The 20,267-nt window shown below is 63.6% G+C and carries 18 protein-coding genes; 9 read left to right on the forward strand and 9 right to left on the reverse strand.

Going from position 1 to position 20,267, the window contains the following annotated elements; translation table 11 throughout:
- Window positions 1-118: 118 nt before the first annotated feature.
- From BN2475_RS29065 to kdgD, 3 genes are all read right to left on the reverse strand, one after another.
- Window positions 119-862 carry a FadR/GntR family transcriptional regulator gene (locus BN2475_RS29065; protein WP_094782878.1) on the reverse strand — a complete coding sequence of 248 codons (744 nt, stop codon included), beginning with the start codon at window positions 860-862 and terminating at the stop codon, window positions 119-121.
- 197 nt (window positions 863-1,059) lie between these two features.
- Window positions 1,060-2,409 (reverse strand): MFS transporter, encoded by a 1,350-nt coding sequence (locus BN2475_RS29070; protein ID WP_094782879.1) that lies wholly within the window; start codon window positions 2,407-2,409, stop codon window positions 1,060-1,062.
- Window positions 2,410-2,696: 287 nt separating this feature from the next.
- Window positions 2,697-3,614 carry a 5-dehydro-4-deoxyglucarate dehydratase gene (gene kdgD, locus BN2475_RS29075; RefSeq protein WP_094782880.1) on the reverse strand — a complete coding sequence of 306 codons (918 nt, stop codon included), beginning with the start codon at window positions 3,612-3,614 and terminating at the stop codon, window positions 2,697-2,699.
- A gap of 236 nt (window positions 3,615-3,850) precedes the next feature.
- Here kdgD and garD point away from each other — a divergent pair, with 236 nt between their 5' ends.
- The 7 genes from garD to BN2475_RS29110 all read left to right on the forward strand — a co-directional run bounded on the left by garD (window position 3,851) and on the right by BN2475_RS29110 (window position 12,161).
- Window positions 3,851-5,440 carry a galactarate dehydratase gene (garD, locus tag BN2475_RS29080; RefSeq protein WP_094782881.1) on the forward strand — a complete coding sequence of 530 codons (1,590 nt, stop codon included), beginning with the start codon at window positions 3,851-3,853 and terminating at the stop codon, window positions 5,438-5,440.
- 59 nt (window positions 5,441-5,499) lie between these two features.
- On the forward strand, window positions 5,500-6,342 hold the full coding sequence (locus BN2475_RS29085) for an NAD-dependent epimerase/dehydratase family protein (RefSeq protein ID WP_094782882.1): 843 nt from the start codon (window positions 5,500-5,502) through the stop codon (window positions 6,340-6,342).
- A 5-nt stretch (window positions 6,343-6,347) separates the two neighbouring features.
- Complete coding sequence (locus tag BN2475_RS29090) at window positions 6,348-7,283, forward strand: SMP-30/gluconolactonase/LRE family protein (RefSeq protein ID WP_425435580.1); 936 nt, start codon at window positions 6,348-6,350, stop codon at window positions 7,281-7,283.
- 595 nt (window positions 7,284-7,878) lie between these two features.
- Window positions 7,879-8,871 (forward strand): TRAP transporter substrate-binding protein, encoded by a 993-nt coding sequence (locus tag BN2475_RS29095; protein ID WP_094782884.1) that lies wholly within the window; start codon window positions 7,879-7,881, stop codon window positions 8,869-8,871.
- 151 nt (window positions 8,872-9,022) lie between these two features.
- Window positions 9,023-9,535: a TRAP transporter small permease gene (locus BN2475_RS29100; RefSeq protein ID WP_094782885.1), complete on the forward strand. Its 513-nt coding sequence runs from the start codon at window positions 9,023-9,025 to the stop codon at window positions 9,533-9,535.
- Window positions 9,510-10,862, forward strand: coding sequence for a TRAP transporter large permease (locus tag BN2475_RS29105; protein WP_094782886.1), 1,353 nt, complete (start codon window positions 9,510-9,512; stop codon window positions 10,860-10,862). The genes BN2475_RS29100 and BN2475_RS29105 overlap by 26 nt, the downstream gene beginning before the upstream one ends.
- 78 nt (window positions 10,863-10,940) lie before the next feature.
- On the forward strand, window positions 10,941-12,161 hold the full coding sequence (locus tag BN2475_RS29110) for a porin (protein WP_094782887.1): 1,221 nt from the start codon (window positions 10,941-10,943) through the stop codon (window positions 12,159-12,161).
- 238 nt (window positions 12,162-12,399) lie between these two features.
- On the opposite strand, the gene BN2475_RS29115 is transcribed toward BN2475_RS29110, so the two are convergent.
- Both BN2475_RS29115 and BN2475_RS29120 read right to left on the reverse strand, forming a co-directional pair.
- Window positions 12,400-12,624, reverse strand: a complete 225-nt coding sequence (locus tag BN2475_RS29115) for a 4-oxalocrotonate tautomerase (protein ID WP_281254290.1) — start codon at window positions 12,622-12,624, stop codon at window positions 12,400-12,402.
- A 73-nt stretch (window positions 12,625-12,697) separates the two neighbouring features.
- Window positions 12,698-13,474 (reverse strand): class II aldolase/adducin family protein, encoded by a 777-nt coding sequence (locus BN2475_RS29120; protein ID WP_094782913.1) that lies wholly within the window; start codon window positions 13,472-13,474, stop codon window positions 12,698-12,700.
- Between the two features lie 281 nt (window positions 13,475-13,755).
- On the opposite strand from BN2475_RS29120, the gene BN2475_RS29130 reads away from it, so the two are divergent.
- Window positions 13,756-14,310, forward strand: a complete 555-nt coding sequence (locus BN2475_RS29130) for a putative glycolipid-binding domain-containing protein (RefSeq protein WP_094782890.1) — start codon at window positions 13,756-13,758, stop codon at window positions 14,308-14,310.
- 104 nt (window positions 14,311-14,414) lie between these two features.
- On the opposite strand, the gene BN2475_RS29135 is transcribed toward BN2475_RS29130, so the two are convergent.
- The 3 genes from BN2475_RS29135 to BN2475_RS29145 all read right to left on the reverse strand — a co-directional run bounded on the left by BN2475_RS29135 (window position 14,415) and on the right by BN2475_RS29145 (window position 17,554).
- Complete coding sequence (locus tag BN2475_RS29135; protein WP_094782891.1) at window positions 14,415-15,425, reverse strand: sulfonate ABC transporter substrate-binding protein; 1,011 nt, start codon at window positions 15,423-15,425, stop codon at window positions 14,415-14,417.
- A gap of 415 nt (window positions 15,426-15,840) precedes the next feature.
- The gene (locus tag BN2475_RS29140) at window positions 15,841-16,464 is read right to left on the reverse strand and encodes a GNAT family N-acetyltransferase (RefSeq protein ID WP_094782892.1); all 624 of its coding nucleotides are present in this window, start codon (window positions 16,462-16,464) and stop codon (window positions 15,841-15,843) included.
- 202 nt (window positions 16,465-16,666) lie between these two features.
- Window positions 16,667-17,554 carry a DMT family transporter gene (locus BN2475_RS29145; protein WP_094782893.1) on the reverse strand — a complete coding sequence of 296 codons (888 nt, stop codon included), beginning with the start codon at window positions 17,552-17,554 and terminating at the stop codon, window positions 16,667-16,669.
- 114 nt (window positions 17,555-17,668) lie between these two features.
- On the opposite strand from BN2475_RS29145, the gene BN2475_RS29150 reads away from it, so the two are divergent.
- Window positions 17,669-19,108, forward strand: coding sequence for an aminotransferase-like domain-containing protein (locus BN2475_RS29150; RefSeq protein ID WP_094782894.1), 1,440 nt, complete (start codon window positions 17,669-17,671; stop codon window positions 19,106-19,108).
- Between the two features lie 28 nt (window positions 19,109-19,136).
- On the opposite strand, the gene BN2475_RS29155 is transcribed toward BN2475_RS29150, so the two are convergent.
- The gene (locus BN2475_RS29155; protein ID WP_094782895.1) at window positions 19,137-20,210 is read right to left on the reverse strand and encodes a TAXI family TRAP transporter solute-binding subunit; all 1,074 of its coding nucleotides are present in this window, start codon (window positions 20,208-20,210) and stop codon (window positions 19,137-19,139) included.
- Window positions 20,211-20,267: the final 57 nt, after the last annotated feature.

Below are 20,267 nucleotides of genomic sequence, written 5' to 3' on the forward strand. Positions count from 1 at the left end.
GGGAGGCCCGTTTACGCGGCCAATTCACCGAGTTCAGCTTCGAGTCGCTTCGTCATCCGGAAAATTCGACGCCCTCTCGGCTGCAACTCGGTCAGTTGGTCCATTAATCAGCGCTTCCTTAGCTGTTCGTCTCGCTGCTCTCGTTGGCGCGCCGCAGCCGTTCGCGGCTATTCGACAGGTGCATGCGCATGGCCGCGCGCGCGCCTTCCGCGTCGTGCCGCGTGATCGCTTCGAGAATGCTCTCGTGCTCGAGGTTGACGAGCGTCAGATACGCGTCCGGTTCCGCGTGCGCGATGCCCGCCGAATCGAGCCGGTTGCGCGGAATCAGCGCGCTGCCCATTTGCGTGAGGATATCGACGAAATAGCGATTGCCCGTGGCGCGGGCGACCGAGATATGAAACTGCAGATCGGCGTCGACGCTATCCAGCCCGTTGTGGCGGGTGGCTTCGATCGCGTCGAGCGCGCTGCGCATGTGCGCGAGGTCGTCCGGCTTCGCGCGTTGCGCGGCGAGGCCGGCGCACTCCGTTTCGAGGCTGATGCGCAGTTCGAGGATGGACAGAACGTCGCGCAGGGTGGTGGCCGGCACCATGTCGATGCCGAGCTTTTCGCGCTGCGGCTCTAGCACGAAGCTGCCGATGCCGTGCCGCGTTTCGATGATCTTGCCTGCCTGCAAGCGCGAAATCGCCTCGCGAATCACCGTGCGGCTCACGCTCAGCGTGACCATCAGCTGCGATTCGGTCGGCAGTTTGTCGCCGGGCTTGAGTGCGTTGGTCGCAATCTGGTCGGTAACGTAATTGACGACGAACTCGGCAAGATTGCGAGCGCGTCGTGGCGGTGCCGCGGAAGCCAGTGGTGTAGCCATCGAAAACGCCCCTCGGATCAGATAGTCGCAGATACCTGCTGCGATTCATTATACCGTCGTCTGACGACTGATTATATAAACGACAGCTCATTTTGAGCACTGGCGGCCTATGCGGCGTCAGCGCATGCGATTGAGCGCCTGGCAAACCGTCGTAGTGCTTGCGCAGGCGCCCCGGAAGTACGATAACCGTCCGCCGCTCAGGCCTGGCGCAGTTCCACCCGCTTGATGTCCTTGACGATCACGAGGTAGCTGAACACCGTCAGCAGCGCGTTGGCGCCCACGAACACCAGCGCGCCGTTGAACGAGCCGCTCTGCGCGACGAGGTAGCCGATCACGATCGGCGTCACGATGCCGGCTACATTACCGAACATGTTGAAGATCCCGCCCGACAGACCGAGCGCTTCCTTCGGTGACGTGTCGGCCACCACGGCCCAGCCGAGCGCGCCGATGCCCTTGCCGAAGAACGCGAGCGACATCAGCGCGACCACGATCCAGTCGGTCGACACATAGTTGCAGCCGATGATCGACACCGACAGCAGCATGCCGCCGACGATCGGCACCTTACGCGCGACCGTCAGCGAATGGCCGCGCCGGATCAGCCCGTCGGACAGGATGCCGCCGAGCACGCCGCCGGAGAAGCCGCAGATCGCCGGTAGCGACGCGACCAGACCCGCGTGCAGGATCGTCATGCCGCGCGCCTGCACGAGGTAGATCGGAAACCACGTCAGGAAGAAGTACGTGAGCACGTTGATGCAGTACTGCGCGAGATAGACGCCGAGCAGCATCCGGTTGCTGAGCAGCTGACGCACGAGCGACCAGCCGCCGGTGCGCTCGATCCCACCCGGCCGTGCTTGCTGGTGCCCGGTCACGACGCCGCCGCCTTGCTGGATGTAGTCGAGTTCGGCGGGCGACACGCGCGGGTGGTCGGCCGGGTTCTTCATCATCTTCAGCCAGGTGAGCGCGAGCAGCAGCCCGCCCGCACCCATCACCACGTAGACGGTCTGCCAGCCGAACATATGGGTGAGCCACGCCATCAGCGGCGTGAACACGACCGCGGCGAAGTATTGAGCCGAATTGAAAATGGCGGATGCAGTGCCGCGTTCGTTGGTCGGGAACCAGCTCGCCACGACTTTCGCGTTGGCCGGAAACGCCGGCGATTCCGCCGCGCCCATCGCAAAGCGCAACGCGAACAATGCGATGACCGCCGCACCCGCGCTGCCGAGCAGGCCAATCGAGCTTTGCAGCAGCGTGAACAGCGACCAGAGGAAAATGCTCGCCGCGTACACGCGTCGCGCGCCGAAGCGATCCAGCAGCCAGCCGGCCGGCAACTGCGCGAGCACGTAGGCCCAGCTGAACGCGGAGAAAATGTAGCCCATGCGAATCGCGTCGAGGCTGAACTCGTTGCGCATCGCCGAGCCGGTCACTGAAAGCGTCGCGCGGTCCGCGTAGTTGAGCGTGGTGATCAGAAAGATCAGCAGCAGGATCGCGTAGCGGACTTTGGTGCGCTTCGCGGCGTCGGCGGCACTTGCCGGGCGGCTCATGTCCATGGTTATCTCCTGTGTCGACCAGAGTTGGCGCTTTAGCGCCTACTCTGGTCCCATGCAAATGGTTGCTGTGTGTAATACGGGGGAGCACGCTCCCCGGTCCGGTGGCGCAAGCAGCCGTCGTGGCCTGGTCGATCGTTGATCGGCAGGTGGCGCGCAGGCGCCGCCTGTCGTGGCACGAAAACGCCCGGCGACGTTGCCGTCCCGGGCGGTTATTGCGAGGCCATCTATGCGGCTCTCGTCGTGCGGCCGTCGGGTGTCGGTCGCGACGGCGTGTCACGCCGGCTGCGTTACTGCGGTCCGAGCTTCCTGATCAGCGCGTCGAGCTGCGCCAGTTCTTCTTCGGTCAGATCGGTCAGCGGCGCGCGCACCGGACCTGCGTCGCGACCGACCAGCTTCGCGCCAGCCTTGACGATGCTGACCGCGTAGCCCGCCCGGCGGTTGCGGATCTTCAGGTACGGCAGGAAGAATTCGTCGATCAGCTTGCCGACCGTGGCGTGGTCGTCCGCAGCGATCGCGCGGTAGAACTGCATCGCGGTCTTCGGAATGAAGTTGAACACCGCCGACGAATACACCGGCACGCCCAGCGCCTTATAGGCGGCGGCATAGACTTCCGCGGTCGGCAGGCCGCCGAGGTACGAGAAGCGCTCGCCCAGGCGCCGGCGGATCGTCACCATGTTCTCGATCTCGCCCACGCCGTCCTTGAAGCCGATCAGGTTCGGGCAGCGTTGCGCCAGACCTTCGAGCATGTCGGCGTTAAGCTTGGAGTTGGCGCGGTTGTAGATGATCACGCCCATGTTCGGCACGGCCTTGCAGACTTCTTCGGCGTGCGCGGCGATGCCTTCCTGGCAGGCTTCGGTGAGGTAGTGCGGCATCAGCAGAATGCCGTTCGCGCCGTGGCGCTCGGCTTCCTTCGCGTAAGCGATCGCCACGCGGGTCGGACCGCCGGCGCCGGCGAGGATCGGCACCTTGCCTTTGCAGACTTCGGTCGCGGTGCGCACGACTTTCGAATAGTCGTCGTGCGTCAGCGAGAAGAATTCGCCCGTGCCGCCAGCGACGAACAGCGCCGACGCGCCATAAGGCGCGAGCCATTCGAGGCGCTCAGCATAGGTGTTGGCGCGAAAGTCGCCGTTTGCGTCGAAGTCGGTGACGGGGAAGGACAGGAGGCCTTCTGAAACGATCTGCTTGAGTTCCTGCGGTGTCGTCATGGTGAGAATATCCAGGCGTCGGTGTGGTTCGATGATCGAAGTTAGGTGGAAATTAAGTGAAAACTGTGATTTCTTATACGTCATCGTACAACAACAATTCGGCGAACTCAACGGGGTTTTCGCGGCATAATGCACGTCATAGGGTAAATACGGAACATCCGTGCAATCTTTCATGTTGTAGGATGACGTATGAATGGCTGGCGTAGCAGGCGCATGGCGCCATAAGGATCGATGCAATGGAACAATCTCCGCTCTATATTCGCGTTCACCCCAACGACAACGTCGCGATCGTCGTCAACGACGGCGGTCTGGGTGAGGGCGCGGTATTTCCCGATGGTCTGACGCTGCGCGAGCGCGTGCCGCAAGGACACAAGGTCGCGTTGGCCGATCTGGCCGAAGGCGATGAAGTGATCCGCTATAACGTGGTGATCGGTTACGCGCTCAAGGCGTTGGCGAAGGGCAGCTGGATCAACGAACACGTGATCCGCATGCCGAGCCCGCCGGGGCTCGAAGATCTGCCGATCGCGACGATCACTCCGCCGGACATGCCGCCGCTCGAAGGCTACACGTTCGAGGGCTACCGCAATGCCGACGGCTCGGTCGGCTCGCGCAACATCCTCGCGATCACGACCACGGTGCAATGCGTGGCCGACGTCGTGCAGCATGCGGTCACGCGCATCAAGGCCGAACTGCTGCCGAACTATCCGAACGTCGACGACGTGGTGAGCCTCGGCCATACGTATGGCTGCGGCGTCGCGATCGACGCGCCCGACGCGATGGTGCCGATCCGCACCGTGCGCAACATCGCACTGAATCCGAACTTCGGCGGCGAGGTGATGATGGTCAGCCTCGGCTGTGAGAAGCTGCAGCCCGAGCGCCTGATGCCGCCCGGCACGATTCCGATCGCCGCGGCCGCGAACGTGGCTGAAATCGCCGACATCGGCGACGTGGCCGCCGACCTGAACGGCGACGTGGTGGTGCTGCAGGACGATGCGCACGTCGGCTTCCAGTCGATGATCGAGTCGATCATGAAGATGGCCGACGCTCATCTGAAGCGCCTGAACAACCGTCGACGCGAAACCTGTCCTGCGTCCGATCTGGTGATCGGCGTGCAATGCGGCGGCAGCGACGCATTCTCCGGCTTGACCGCGAATCCCGCCGTGGGCTTCGCGACCGACCTGCTGGTGCGTGCCGGCGCGACGGTGATGTTCTCGGAAGTCACCGAAGTGCGCGACGGCGTCGATCAGCTGACCGCGCGTGCGGCCAACGCGGACGTCGCCGCGGCGATCATCCGCGAGATGCAGTGGTACGACGATTATCTGAAGCGCGGCGGCGCGGACCGCAGCGCCAACACCACGCCGGGCAACAAGAAGGGCGGCCTGTCGAACATCGTCGAAAAGGCGATGGGGTCGATCATCAAGTCGGGCAACTCGGCGATCTCGGGCGTGTTGTCGCCGGGCGAGAAGGTGCGCCAGAAAGGCCTGATCTACGCGGCCACGCCGGCGAGCGATTTCATCTGCGGCACGCTGCAGCTAGCAGCGGGGATCAACCTGCACGTGTTCACGACCGGTCGCGGCACGCCCTACAGCCTCGCGGAAGTGCCCGTCATCAAGGTCGCGACGCGCTCGGATCTGGCGCGCCGCTGGCATGACCTGATGGACGTCAACGCCGGCACGATCGCGACCGGCGCGGCGACCATCGAAGAGGTGGGCTGGGAGCTGTTCCGCCTGATGCTCGACGTGGCGAGCGGCCGCAAACAAACCTGTGCGGAAAAGCTCAAGCTCCACAACGCGTTGACGCTGTTCAATCCGGCGCCGGTGACCTGATCGGTCCGGCTGGCCCGTTGCTCAAGCTGATCCGATCGCAATCAAACCAACAAAGAGATATGACCGACTCGAACCTTGACCGCCCCGCGGCACAGAAACCTTTTCGCCGGCTGCTGCTCACCGGCGCCGCGGGTAACCTCGGCAAGCAATTGCGCGGCGCGCTCGCCGCGTGGGCCGATGTCGTGCGCGTCACCGACATCGCGTCGCTCGGCGAAGTGGCGGCGCACGAAGAAGCGTCGATCGTCGACCTCGCCAATGAGGCGGCGGTGCACGCGCTGCTCGAAGGCGTGGACGCCGTGATTCATCTTGGCGGCATTTCCGTCGAGGCGCCATTCGAAGATCTGCTCGAAGCGAATATCCGTGGCCTGTACAACCTCTACTCGGCCGCGCAGAAGCAGGGCGTCAGGCGCATCGTCTATGCGAGTTCGAATCACGCGGTGGGTTTCCATCCGGTGACGTCGGTGCTGGATAGCGACGCGCCGCTGCGTCCGGACAGTCTGTACGGCGTGACCAAGTGTTTCGGCGAATCGCTGTCGCGCTATTACTTCGACCGCTTCGGTCTGGAGACCGTGTGTCTGCGGATCGGCTCGTCGTTCGAGCAGCCGAAGACCGCGCGCATGCTCGTCACCTATCTGAGCTTTCGCGACTTCATCGAGCTGGTGCGCTGTTCGCTGTTCACCAATCGCGTCGGGCATGCGATCGTGTACGGCGTGTCGAATAACCGCATCTCGTGGGTCGACAACACCAAGGCGGCGTTCCTCGGCTTCCGTCCGCAGGACAGTTCGGTTCAGTTCGAGCATCTGTTCCCGGCCGGCGCGCCCGACCCGAAGTTCGACGATCCGACCCAGCAGTTCCAGGGCGGCCCGTTCGTGCTCGCTGGTCCGATGGAGCCGAAGCGGTGAGCGGCATTGTGAATCTGCGGGTCGAACGCGTAGAACGGGTAGAGGGGGCGGGGCAGGCGCCCGCGTCGGTGGGTGAAAGCCCGGTGTGGCGCGCGGCCGAACAGGCGCTGTACTGGGTCGACATTCCGGCGCAGAAGATTGTGCGGCTGCGGGTCGACTCGGGTGAGCGCGCCGAGTGGCGTTTGCCGGAGAAGGTCGCGTGTATCGCGTTCGACCGCCGAGGCACGGTGCTCGCCGGCTGCGAGACCGGACTCTTCGCCTTCACGCTGCCCGACGCGGCGCAGGCGTCGAGCGGCGAGCCGGGCAGGGCGGCGGTGCGCAAGCTCGCCGCGCCAGTGTTCGAAGCCGACGACATGCGCTTTAACGACGGCCGCTGCGATCGGCAAGGGCGCTTCTGGGCCGGCACGATGGTGCAGGACATGGCGGCGGCCAAGCCGGCCGGTGCGCTGTACCGGTTCGACGAACATGGCGTGTTGTCGGCGCCGGTCGTCGATGCGCTGATCACGCAGAACGGCCTCGGCTGGTCGCCGGACGGCACGACCATGTATCTGTCTGACTCGCATCCGTCGCGCCGGCTGATCTGGGCCTTCGACTACGACATCGACTCGGGCCAGCCGCGCAACCGGCGCGTGTTCGCCGATCTGCATCACTACGCGGGTCGTCCCGATGGCGCGGCGGTGGACGCCGACGGCTGCTACTGGATCTGCGCGAACGACGCCGGCCTGTTGCTGCGCTTCACGCCGCAAGGCAAGCTCGACCGGCAACTCGCGGTGCCGCCGACCAAGCCGTCGATGTGCGCGTTCGGCGGCCGCAATCTGGACACCTTGTTCGTGACATCGATTCGCCCCGCAACGGGCGCGAGCGAGCATGACGGCCATCTGTTTGCCGTGCGTCCCAGCGTGACCGGGCTGCCCGAGCCTGAATTCGCGGGCGAACTGTAAGCCAGCCTCGCAAAAAGCAGGCGCCGGGACGCGGCCAGGTCCCGGCGTTTGTTGTTTTTCGGCGATTAATTCATCACTCGTCGTACAACACTGTCGCATTTAGACCACGGTTCGACTGTAATCCACTACGAAAAATAAAGTCGCCGCGACACGCCGATCACATCTGTCTATCGCGCTTCCCACTGGCCTCGGGCTTCCGCTTGGCCGCTGCCCGCCATCCCTGCCGGACCCGCGAATTGTGCGGGTAAATACTGTCTGTACAATTCAAAAAGCGTTTTATAGACTTCGTATGTCGTCGTACAACATATAAGCCCAAACAAATTCCTTTCTTTGAAATATTTGGGATAGCAGAGCAACCACGGCGGTTTTTTCGTGCGCCGGATACGTGCACGGGATTCACGCCGACGTAATCGAAGTAAAAGAAGTCGAGTTGTCTGACAGGAGTACTGATCATCTGTGCCGGGGACGTTGCGCGGATCAGTACGGCAATGCGCCCGCTACCCGCAAGGAGCCCGCGGGCCGTTGCCAGGAGACGCATCAAAACCATGTCGCATCCGCAATCGATTGGATGGTTTATTTTTCAAGGAATGTCACGATGAACAAGAAGTTCGCCTCTTCCCGTGTTTCGATGATCGTCGCGGCCTCGGTGCTGGCGTTCAGCACCCTGTCGGCTGAAGCACGCGTGTTCCGTGTTTCGGACGTGCATGGCGACACCTATCCGACCAACATGGCGGTGAAGTACATGGGTGAAGAGATCAACAAGGCAACCGGCGGCAAGGATTCCGTGAAGGTATTCGGCAACAGCGCGCTGGGTTCCGAAAACGACACCATCGATCAGGTGCGCATCGGCGCACTGGACATGGCGCGCGCCAACGGTGCCGCGTTCAACGAGATCGTTCCCGAATCGATGATCCCGTCGCTGCCGTTCCTGTTTCGCGACGTCGACCATTTCCGCAAGGTGATGTACGGCCCGGAAGGCCAGAAGATTCTCGACGCGTTCGCGGCGAAGGGCATGATCGCGCTGACGTTCTATGAGAGCGGCGCACGTTCCATCTACACGAAGAAGCCGATCCACACGCCGTCGGACATGAAGGGCCTGAAGGTACGCGTGCAGCCGTCGGACCTGATGGTCGACGAGATCAGGGCAATGGGCGGCACACCCACGCCGATGCCGTTCGCCGAAGTCTACACGGGCCTGAAGACGGGTCTGGTGGACGCAGCGGAAAACAACCTGCCGTCGTACGAAGAGACCAAGCACTTCGAAGTGGCTCAGGTGTATTCCGAAACCCAGCATTCGATGACGCCGGAAGTGCTGGTGTTCTCGAAGAAGATCTGGGACACGCTGACGCCGCAGGAGCAGACCATCATCAAGAAGGCTGCGGCTGACTCGGTGCCTTACTACACGAAGCTGTGGACGGCGCGCGAAAACGACGCGGCCAAGACGGTCGCCAAGGGCGGCGCGACCATCGTCGCTGCGTCGCAGATCGATCGCGCGGCTTTCGTGAAGGCGATGCAGCCGGTGTGGGCGAAGTACGAAAAGACCCCGCAAATGAAGCAGCTGGTCGACGAGATCCAGGCCGTCAAATAAGGTTGGCGTACCGCATGCGCGGCAAAACGCGGCGGCAATAGCCCGGCAGGAAGCCCTGCGGGCTTTTCCGCCGTGCGGCACGTCGCGCCGGTGCGAACGGACCGGATTGCTGACTATTAAGGACAGGACTGTCGTAAGCGAGGACAGGTCAATGAGTTTCCTGAAACGCCCCAATGATTTTCTCTTTCGCGTGCTGGCCGTCGTGGCGTCGCTGAGCCTCGCCGCGCTCTGCCTGCTCGTGATTTATGGCGTCGTGATGCGCTATGTCTTCAGCGACGCCCCGGACTTCGTCGAGCCCATCGCCTTGCTGCTGGTGATCGTGATCGCCATGTTCGGCGCAGCGCTCAAGGTTCGCGAAGGCGGCCATATCGGCCTGGACTCGCTCGTCAAGAAATTGCCGCCGAAAGGCCAAACGATCGCGACGGCGATTCAGCACATTTGCCTGATTGTGTTTGCCGTGGCGGTTTTCTTCGGTTGCATGGAGATGGCGCAAACCACGCTGCACGACCGGATTCCGATTCTCGGTTTGCCTGAAGCGTTGCGCTACTTCATTCCGGTCGTCGCCAGCGTGTGTATCGCGATGTTCTCGTTGGAGCACCTGCTCGGGCTCTTCGCACAGAAACAAAAATTGAACGATCATGGAACTTACCATCCTTACCCTTAGTTTCCTTGTCTTCCTTTTTCTCGGGGTTCCTGTTTCATTCGCGTTGGGACTGTCCTGCGTTCTGACGTATCTGTACGAGGGCTTGCCGGCGGCCACCGCGATGCAGTCGATGATCTCGGGGATGAACGCGTTTTCGTTCCTCGCGGTCCCGTTCTTCATTTTCTCCGGCGAGCTGATGCTGCACGGTGGCATCGCGGATCGCATCCTGCGTTTCGCGCAGTCCACGGTGGGTCATTTCCGCGGCGGCCTCGGCATGGCCAATGTGGTCGCGTGCACGCTGTTCGGCGGCGTGTCGGGTTCGCCGACCGCGGACACCTCGGCGATGGGCGGCGTGGTCATTCCGCTCATGAAGCGCGAAGGCTATAGCGCGGCCTACGCGGTCAACGTCACGACGCACTCGTCGCTGGCGGGCGCGTTGATGCCGACATCGACCAACATGATCATCTACGCGTTCGCGGCGCAGGGCATTTCCGGCACGTTGAACGGCGTGCAGATGCGCGGCGTGTCGATCGGCGACCTGCTGTTCTCCGGATTGCTGCCGGTGCTATGGGTGATGGGCCTGGTGCTGATCGCCGCCTACTGGCAAGCGGTCAAGTTCGGTTATCCGCGCCGTCCCGACGGTTCGACCGAACTGCCGCGCTTCCCGGGCTGGATGGCGGTGTGCCGCACGTTCATCGGCGCGGTGCCGGGCCTGATGGTTATCGCGATCATCCTGGTGTGCGTGGCGCGCGGCATTGCCACCGCCACGGAAGCGGCCGCGATCGCCGTGGCTTACTCGCTGATCCTGACGATCATCGTGTATCGCTCGATGACCCTCAAGAAGCTCGGCTTCGCGCTGGCGAAGGCGGCCAAGACCACCGGCGTGGTGCTGCTGCTGATCGGCGTGTCGAACATGCTGCGCTTCCAGATGGCCTATCTGGAGATTCCCGACGCGATCGAACGCATGCTCGACGGCGCAACGAGTCTGCCCTGGCTGATGCTGTTGTATATCAACCTGATCCAGATTTTCCTCGGTACCTTCGTCGACATGGCGGCGCACATCCTGATCACCACGCCGCTGTTCCTGCCGATGGCAATGCACAACGGCGTGGGCCCCGTGCAGTTCGGCATCATGATCCTGCTGAACTGCGCCTTGGGTCTGGTGCATCCGCCGATCGGTTCGGTGCAGTTCATTGGTTGCGCGATTGGCAATGTGTCGATTGGGGAAACTACTAAGGTGGCGTGGCCATATTACCTGGCTATCTTCTCCGCGATCAATATCGTGACCTATGTACCGATGTTCTCGACCTGGTTGCCGAGCCTGATCAATGGGCACCCGGTGTTTTGATCCGAAATCACGAGTCCACACTCTGCGGCGCTTGGCCCAGGTCGCACATCAAAAAAAGTTTTCAACAGAGGAGTAGAAATGAAAAAGGCAATTGCAACCTCGGCTTTGGGGTTGATCGCCCTGGGCGCTCATGCGCAAAGCAGCGTGACGTTGTACGGTATCGCCGATACGGGGTTGGGCTGGCAAAATAGCTCGACGACGTTGAGCCCGACATCGGGCGCAAACTCGTCGAAGCCGTCCCCGGGTGGCCGTTCGCAAGTCAAGATGATCAACGGCATCTGGGCTGGCAGCCGTTTCGGCCTGAAGGGGGCGGAAGATCTGGGTGGCGGCACCAAGGCGATTTTCACGCTGGAGCAGGGCTTCAACAGCGCAAACGGTGCGCAAAGCGTGTCGGGTCTGGGCTTCAGCCGTCAGGCATGGGTGGGTATGACGAACGGCACGTACGGTACGCTGACGGCTGGCCGCCAGTACACGTCGTACTACACGCTGCTGTCGCCGTACAGCCCGACCACGTGGCTGACCGGTGCATACGGCGCACACCCGGGTGATATCGACTCGCTGGATACGCTGTATCGCGTCAACAACTCGCTGGTCTACACGACGCCGAGCATCTACGGTCTGACGGTCAGCGGTTCGTACTCGCTGGGCGGCAACCCGGGCAGCTTCGCCGCGGGTCAGACCTGGAGCGTGGCAGCACAGTACCTGAACGGCCCGTTCGGTATCGCAGCAGGTATCCAGCGTATCGACAACGCGAACAACGGCGGCATCAACTGGAACTCCGCGACGTCGAACAACGGCGCGCAGCCGGCTGTCTCGGCGATCAACAACGGCTTCCAGACGGCAGCCAAGCAGCAGCGTGTTGCGGTGACGGGCGGCTACGCGTTCAACTCGCAGTGGGACATTTCGTTCGCGTATTCGAACGTGCAATACGCGGCCGGCGTGAACTCGTTCTTCCACGACACGCAGATCTGGAACACGGCTGGTACCGTGCTGCACTGGAAGCCGATCACGACGCTGGACCTGGCCGCTGGCTATAGCTACACCCGTGCGACGAAATCGAACGGCATCACGAGCGGGGCTAGCTACAACCAGTTCAACCTGTCGCAGTATTACTCGCTGTCCAAGCGTACCGGCCTGTATGCGCTGGAAGCCTATCAGCGTGCTAACGGCCAGACGCTCGCCGGCGACGGCAAGACCATCATCAACGCAACGGCAAGCATCGGCGACGCTCAGAACGGCTCGCCGGCGTCGTCGCGCAGCCAGGTTGCTGTTGGCGTGGGTATCATCCACAAGTTCTGATCGGACTGTGTGAAGGTGGCGGCGTGTTGTAATGCCGCCACAGCCATGCGTTTAAATACGTACTCGTTGCCGGGCGGCGTCGCCGGCAATATTCGCTGCGCGCGCAACGCGCGCAGCCTTCTTCCGAGCGATGCACCATTCCTGAGCATCGCGAGCGCTGGTCCCGTCGGCGGCGCTTGATTCAATGCCCGCGCAATGTCAGCGCGACGTCAGTTCGATGACATCGCGCTCAGCTCATTCAAGCCTGCGGCTCAGACCACAATCGCCCACCCGTTGCCCAGTTTTCGCGCTTCACGTCGGTCAGGATGATGTCGACCGAGTTCGGCTCGACGCCGAGCGAATCGCAGGTCGCTTTGGTGATGGCTTCGACGAACTGGCGCTTCTGTTCCAGCGTGCGGCCTTCGAAGAGTTCGATATGGAACGTGGGCATGGCATGGCTCCTTGAGCAATCAGAGTGAAGCAGGCGTGGTGCGAATCCGGTCACGCGTTCAGTCTCACATTCAATCACTCGTTCAGTAACACATTCAATCACGCGTTCAATCACGATAGCCGCGATCCAGCCGGTCGAGCTTGCGCAGCAGCGCGGGCCATTCGAGCGCGCCTTCAATGGCGCCACCGTCGTACAGCTGCTGTGCCGCGCGTGCGGCGACCCCGTCGTTCGGCACCACGAGGGCCGTGCCGCATGCCTGCGCTTGCAGCTGGATCTCGCAGGCCTTGAGCAGCGTGGCCATCAGCACATAGGCTTCGGCGACCGTGCGGCCGACCGTCAGCGTACCGTGATTGCGCAACAGCATCGCGGGTTTGTCGGCGAGATGCGCGACGAGGCGCTCGCCTTCCGCCGGCGTGAACGCGAGGCCTTCGTAGTCGTGATAGGCGAGCTGGCCGTAAAAGCGCAACGCATGTTGCGATGCCGGCAGCAAGCCGGCCGGTTGCGCGGACACCGCGACGCCGGCCGTATTGTGCAGGTGCATTACGCAGAACGCGTCGGCGCGCGCCGTGTGGACGGCGGCGTGCAGCGCGAAGCCGGTCGCGTTCACCGGATGCTCGCTTGCGCCGACGATGTTGCCCGCAATATCGATCTTCACGAGGTTCGACGCGCGTACTTCGTCGAATGCGAGGCCGAACGGATTGATCAGGAAGTGGCCGGGTTCGCCGGGCACGCTGGCCGAGATATGCGTATAGATCAGATCGTCCCAGCCGTTGAGCGCCGCGAGGCGATAGGCGGCGGCGAGGTCGACGCGGACCTGCTGCTCCGCGTCGGAGAGCGGCCCGGTCTCGGCGATGCGGCCGGCTGGTGTGTGGGTGAACGACATGTCTACCTCCTCGAATCGCGGGATCGTCAGCATCAGCGCACTGGCGTGCGATGCTACCGCACATTGTCAGCCTGTTTGACTGGCCGATGTCGTGACGGTGCGTCCGCTTGGCTCGCGTGCCGCCGGTTCGCTCGCGAGCGCATCGCGCGTCGATAGAGCTGATTTGCGATGCGAAAGCATGCCCGACGCGATGCTCGCCGATCCGCAAGTTTTCGCGCTACGATATGACACCGGCGTTAGCCTGCAACACCGGCCGCGCCGTTTCGCGAGGAGAGAGATCAATGCGTGAGCTACGGTGGACATCGGAAGAGGGCGACGGCATCGAGCATCTGACGTTCGACGCCCGCGAAGACGGTTTCGAGGCGGAGAGCGTGGTGGTTGGCCAGCGCTATGGCCACGCCTACGGATTGCACTACGCGGTTCGCTGCGACACGCAATGGCGCACGCGGTATGCGTGGCTGAAGATCGTCGGCGGCGGCGAGCTGGAATTGCACGGCGACGGCGCGGGCCATTGGCGCGACGGTCATGGCCTCGTGCTGAGCTCGATCGAAGGATGCATCGACATCGACATCGCCGCCACACCCTACACCAACACGCTGCCGATCCGTCGGCTGCCACTGGCTGAAGGCGAGCGTCAGCCGATTTCAGTCGCCTATATCTCGACGCCGGATTTGCAGGTCACGCGCGCCGAGCAGGCGTATTTGTGCATCGAGCTGAATCGCGAGTATCGCTACGAGGGCATCTTCCGCAACTTCACCGCGAACCTGCGAATAGACGACGACGGCCTCGTGATCGACTACCCGACACTGTTCAGGCGGCTACCGCGGGCGTATTGAGCGTCGCCGCACCCGGAGCGTCACGCCCGCTGCGCTTCCCGCTGCGCTTCCCGCTGCGCTTCCCGCATTGCTGCCCGCTGCGCTGCCCGGCGAAGCACCGCGAACTACCGTGCCGCCAGCGCCGCCCCGACCACAGGGCTCTGCCAGACGTTGTCGTTCACGGTAATTTTCTGCGGGATCAGGCGGGCGCCGTAGAACGCGTCGGCGACGACCTGCTGCGAGCGCACGATCTCGTCGGTGACAGCGGTGGTGCCGTACGGATAGCGGCGTACCCATGTCTCGACGAGCTTCTGGTCGAGGCCGACCTTCGGCGCGATCAGCGCGGCGGTTTCCACCGGATGCGCATTGACCCACGCTCCGGCGCGGCGCAACTGCGCGAGAATCGCACCGACCACGTCGGCGTGCTGCTGGGCGAAGTCGCGTGTCGCTTCATAGAAGTTGTACGGAGCGTCGAGTTCCGAGTAGTCGGCCAACGCACGCGCCTTCAGCGCCTGTTGCGCCGACGCGTAGTACGGGTCCCAGATCACCCATGCGTCGACGGTGCCGCTTTCGAAGGCGGCGCGGGCGTCGGCGGGCGCCAGATACACCGGTTGCACGTCCTCGTAGCGCAGACCCGCTTTCTTCAGCGTTTCGAGCAGCAGATAGTTCGCGCTCGATCCCTTCTGTAACGCGACGCGCTTGCCCTTCAGGTCGGCCACGTTGCGCAGCGTCGAATCGCTTCGGACCAGGATGGCTTCCGCATGACGCCCCGCAGGCTCTGCGCCCACATACACGAAGCGCACCCCGCCCGCTTGCGCGAACACCGCCGGTGGTGCGCCGGTATAGCCGAAGTCGATGCTGTTCGCGTTCAGCGCTTCGAGCAGTTGCGGTCCAGCCGGGAATTCGAACCACTTGATGCTGTAGCCGAGCGGCTTGAGCCTGTCGTCAAGTGAGCCTTGCGCTTTGAGCACCGCGAGCAGGCCCGACTTCTGATAGCCGATGCGCAGCACGTTGGCCGTCTGCTTGCCGGCGCTGCTGTCGTGGTTGCCGCTGCTCTGCGCGGTGGCGCTCAGCGTCGTGAAAGTCGCCAGCACAGCGGCGGCGATGTGCAGTGGCAAGCGAGGGTGAAGGGCCATCCGGCGATCTCCATTGCGGTCGTTCGAGGTGTGGGCCGTCTGTGTCCAGCGTGGGGTCCGCACACGTCGGCGAGATGCGCGGCGTGTATTGGGGCGGACGTGGCTGGAAACAGGTTGCGGCGACGTTCGGGGATCGTCGCATGGACGTCCCGCCTCTCAAACGAAGCAATGCAGATTTGGATATGACGTGCGAGTGGACAGTGCGCAGAGCGCCGTATCGGCGCGCGACTTACGCCACGTGGGTATGCACGCATGCCGGCGCCGTGTCCGTTGCAAGGCGCGGCGCGTGCCGGTTCGTTGGTCAGAGCGATTGCGGACGCAATGGCGGGCGGCAGCTTGGGCATGGCGGAATTCCTGCGTGCCGCAGCCGCATTCCGCGGTCGCGGCGCCTGCTCGCGTGCCTCAGTGATGTCGCTTAGTCAGGTCCCTCGTCATGATCCTCGGTCACATAGTCAGGTGCGGCCGAGTCCCCGGCACCCAGCGTGCGCTGCATCAGCGTCGTGTCGATCCAGCGGCCGTGCTTGAAGCCTACCGCCTTCAATGTGCCGGTCAACTCGAAGCCCAGCTGCTTATGCAGCGACAGCGACCCGCCGCTGCCGCCATCGGCGATCACGGCGACCATCTGGCGCCACGGCCCGATCTCGCAGCGCTCGATCAGGGCCTGCAGCAACACGCGCCCCAGGCCTCGTCCGCGATAGGCATCGCCCACGTAGATCGAATCTTCGATGGTGTTGCGATACGCGGCGCGCGGGCGATAAAGCGTCGCGTAGCAATAACCGGCGACCGCGCCGTCGATCTCCGCGACCATGTACGGCAGGCCGTGACTGCGTACCGATGCGAGCCGCACGCGCAGATCGTCGACCGAAGGTGGCGTTTCTTCGAACGAGGCGACGCCGGTCAATACGTGGTGCGCATAGATCGACTGGATCGCCGGGAGGTCGGCTTCAGTGGCGTCGCGGATCAGTGGGGCGCCGAGTGGGGCGCTGCTGGCAGGATCGGCCGGCTGGGAGGCGGAAGGCGCGGGGCGGGCGGTGCTCATAGGTGGTCCTGTGATGGCCTGTGAATCTGGCGAGAGTTTCACTATGCCTGCCACGCGCGCCGATTTGAAGTGAGTCAAAAAATCGGCGCCGCGTGCGGTCACCGCTGGTGCGCGCGTCAAGGGTCAAATTGATCTAATTCGCATTGCAGTTGCCGCCAGCGTGCCCGCGACCCGCGCGCCGGTCATGCGACCCGCGCACCGGTCATGCGGCCCGGCGCACCGGCGCGGCTCGCGAAAAGTGCCGTGCACCCGCCACGCAGGCGACTACCACGACAGTGACCAGAATCATCGCGGGTGGCACCTGTTCATGCAGCAGCAGCCCGGCGAGTAGCAGTCCGAAAAAAGGCTGCAGCAACTGCAGTTGCCCGACTGCGGCAATGCCGCCGAGCGCCAGCCCGCGATACCAGAACACGAAGCCGATCAGCATGCTGAACAGCGACACGTAGGCGAGCCCCCAAAGCGCGGCATGACTGACACCGTCGAAAGAAGCGGGCCGGGTCCACCATGCGAGCGGGAGCATCACCGGCAGCGACAGCACGAGAGCCCACGAAATCACCTGCCAGCCGCCCAGATGCCGCGACAGGCGCGCGCCTTCCGCATAGCCCAGACCACATGCGACGATCGCGGCCAGCATCAACGCGTCGCCGACTGGCGATGCGTCGATCCCGTGCCGCAATGCAAAGCCGACCACCGCGCCGCTGCCGAGCGCCGAGAAGAGCCAGAACGCCGGTTGCGGACGCTCGCCGCCGCGCAGCACGCCGAAGATCGCGGTGGCGAGCGGCAGGAGGCCGACAAACACCACCGCATGCGCCGCGCTCACATGGCGCAGCGCCAGCGCCGTTAGAAGCGGAAAGCCGACGACCACGCCGAGTGCAACCACGAGCAGCGGAGTCAGATCGCGCCGGGCAGGACGTGTCTGGCGAAACAGCAGCAACAGCAACAGACCGAGCGTGCCGGCGATCGTCGCCCGGGCGACGGTCAGGAATACCGGGTCGAGGCCCTGCACGGCAAGACGCGTGGCCGGCAGCGAACCGCTGAAAATCAATACGCCGGCGAGGCCGCTAAGCCAGCCGTTGGTCGTCTTGTCCATCGGAAGAGTCCATGCTTATCAAGGGGAACGTCTAGCATCCGTGTTCTGGCCGTAAACGGTAAGCTACAGTCCAGTACAATTCACACGAACTGTACCGAACATGGAGCAGTACAGATGGCGGAAGGTGACAGCAGTCGGATGAGCTCGGGCACGCGCGTCGGCGCCGTGATGGACAGTCTGCGCGAGCGCATCGCGAGCCGCTCGCTGATGCCGGGTGCGCGCGTGCCATCGATTCGCGCGATGACCGACACCTTGGGCGTATCCAAATCGACCGTGGTGGAAGCGTACGACCGGCTGGTCGCGGAAGGGACGATCGTTGCGCGCCGCGGCTCCGGGTTTTTCGTGTCGGGTCATGCACCGCCGCTCGCGCTCGCTGACCTCGGACCGCGTCTCGATCGTGAGGTCGATCCGCTGTGGTTGACGCGTCAGTCGCTGGAGGCGGGCGCGAAAGTTTTAAAACCTGGCTGCGGCTGGATGCCTGCATCCTGGCTGCCCGAAGACGGCGTGCGCCGCGCATTGCGCGCGGTGGCGCGCGATGCGCAGGCGCCGCTTGCCGACTACGCGAGCCCGAGTGGATTGCCGGCGCTGCGCCAGCAGCTCGCATGGCGGCTCGCGCAGCACGGTGTGCAAGCGCCGCCCGAGCAGATCGTGTTGACCGACGGCGGCACGCACGCGCTCGATCTGGTGTGCCGTTTTCTGCTCGAGCCGGGCGATACGGTGCTGATCGACGATCCGTGCTACTTCAACTTCCAGGCGCTGCTGCGCGCGCATCGTGCGCGCATCGTGAGCGTGCCCTACACGCGCAGCGGGCCGGATCTGGCGGCCTTCGAACGGGTGCTGATCGAGCATCGTCCGCGCCTTTACGTGACCAATTCGACGCTCCACAACCCGACTGGCGCGACGCTGGCGCCGGCCGTCGCGCATCGGCTGCTGAAGCTCGCGGGCGAACACGATCTGCTGATCGTCGAGGACGATATCTTCGCCGACTTCGAAGACGAGGCCGCGCCGCGTCTCGCCGCGTTCGACGGCCTCGCGCGGGTGGTGTCGATCGGCAGCTTCTCGAAGACGCTATCGGCGGCGGTGCGCTGCGGCTACATCGCCGCGCGAGCGGAGTGGATCGAGCCGCTAATCGATCTGAAGCTGGCCACGTCGTTCGGCAATGGCCAGCTCGCGGCGAGCGTCGTGCATCGAATGTTGGTGGACGGCACTTACCGGCGGCATCTGGAAACGATGCGCTCGAAGCTCGCCGACGCGATGGGCGACACGATAAGACGTCTCGGCCATGCGGGCCTCGACATCTGGACGCGGCCGCGTGCTGGCATGTTCGTGTGGGCAAGTCTGCCGGATTCGCTCGATGCCGCCGACGTCGCACGTCACGCACTCGCTGCGAACGTGGTGTTCGCGCCGGGCAATGTGTTCAGCGCGTCGCAATCGCCCGCTGGCTTTCTGCGCTTTAACGTATCGCAATCCAATCGCCCGAAGGTGTACGAGGCGCTTCAACGGGCGATGGAGCTGGCGGCCGCATCGAGCGCAACGCAGCGGGAGCGCGCGTGACCGCGTGCGTCCCGCTATCCGGGCGACGCTATTTGCACAGCAGGAGCAGGCGCTCCTGATCCGTACAGGTGGAGCGGGGTTTCGGCGTGGCTTGCGTGGCGGTCGCGCTGACCGCCGCGCTGCGGTTGGCGAGGCATTGGCGCAGATGCTTTTCCATCGGCCCATAATATTTCCAGCCGCGCACGAGTGTCGGCAATTCGAGCTTCACCTGCTTCCACTTCGGATGCCCGTGTTCCTGCAGATTGTCGAAGTTGGCGCACAGCGAGTCGGCGAAGTGATTCAGATTGCCGACGGTGTCGCGCAGGCCATAATCGTAGGTGACCAGAAAGGCCTTCACGGTCAGCGTGGGAACATCCTCTTTCAGCCAGTTCGGGTAGCTGCTCGCGCGAATCGTTGCCGGGAAGTAGATCTGTTTGGCGCGCGTGGTTTCGGGCGCGGCCGGATCGGCCCGCAAAAGGCGGATCTGCTGCTGCAGATCGGGATTCATGTCATTGAATAGTTTCGCGGGTTGCCCGACAACGATGATCGCCACGTCCACCTTCTTCACGATCAGCGCGGCCAGCGCGTCTTCGTTGCTCAGGTGCTGGACGTTCTGCTCGGGAATCGGCTGGCCGAACATCAGGTGATACAGCGTCGTGGCCGACTGTGCCGTGCCACTGCCGAACAGGCCGATGCTGATGTTCTTGTCCTTGATGTCGGCGAGGGTCTTCATCGGCGAGTCCGCGCGCACCACGACGTTAATTTCCTCGTCATAGAGCGGCATGATGAGCCGTAGCGGCCGGATCGTCGTGCCCGCGTCGGGGTTGCCCGCATTGGCCATGTCGATGTAGGCCTGGTACACGTCGGACTGCACCAGCGCGAGCTTCACGCCAGGCTCGAAGCGCATGCGCTGCACGTTTTCAGCCGAGCCCTTGGAGGCCACCACTTCAAGGTCGATGCCCGCCGGCTGCGCGACCCATTTCGACAGATCCTGGCCGATCTGGATGTAAGTGCCGCGCTCCGGACCCGTGACGATCTTGTAGTGCGCCGGTTCCGCGCCGGCCAGCGAAGATACGACTATCAGCACCAGCCCCAGCCATCCCGTCAGAAGTCTCTTCAGCATGGTCTATCTACCTATCGGTCGGATTTGTCCAGCTTCACGCGTCGATGGGCGTGAAGC

The sequence above is a fragment of the Paraburkholderia ribeironis genome (assembly GCF_900019265.1).
GTDB classification, from domain to species: domain Bacteria; phylum Pseudomonadota; class Gammaproteobacteria; order Burkholderiales; family Burkholderiaceae; genus Paraburkholderia; species Paraburkholderia ribeironis.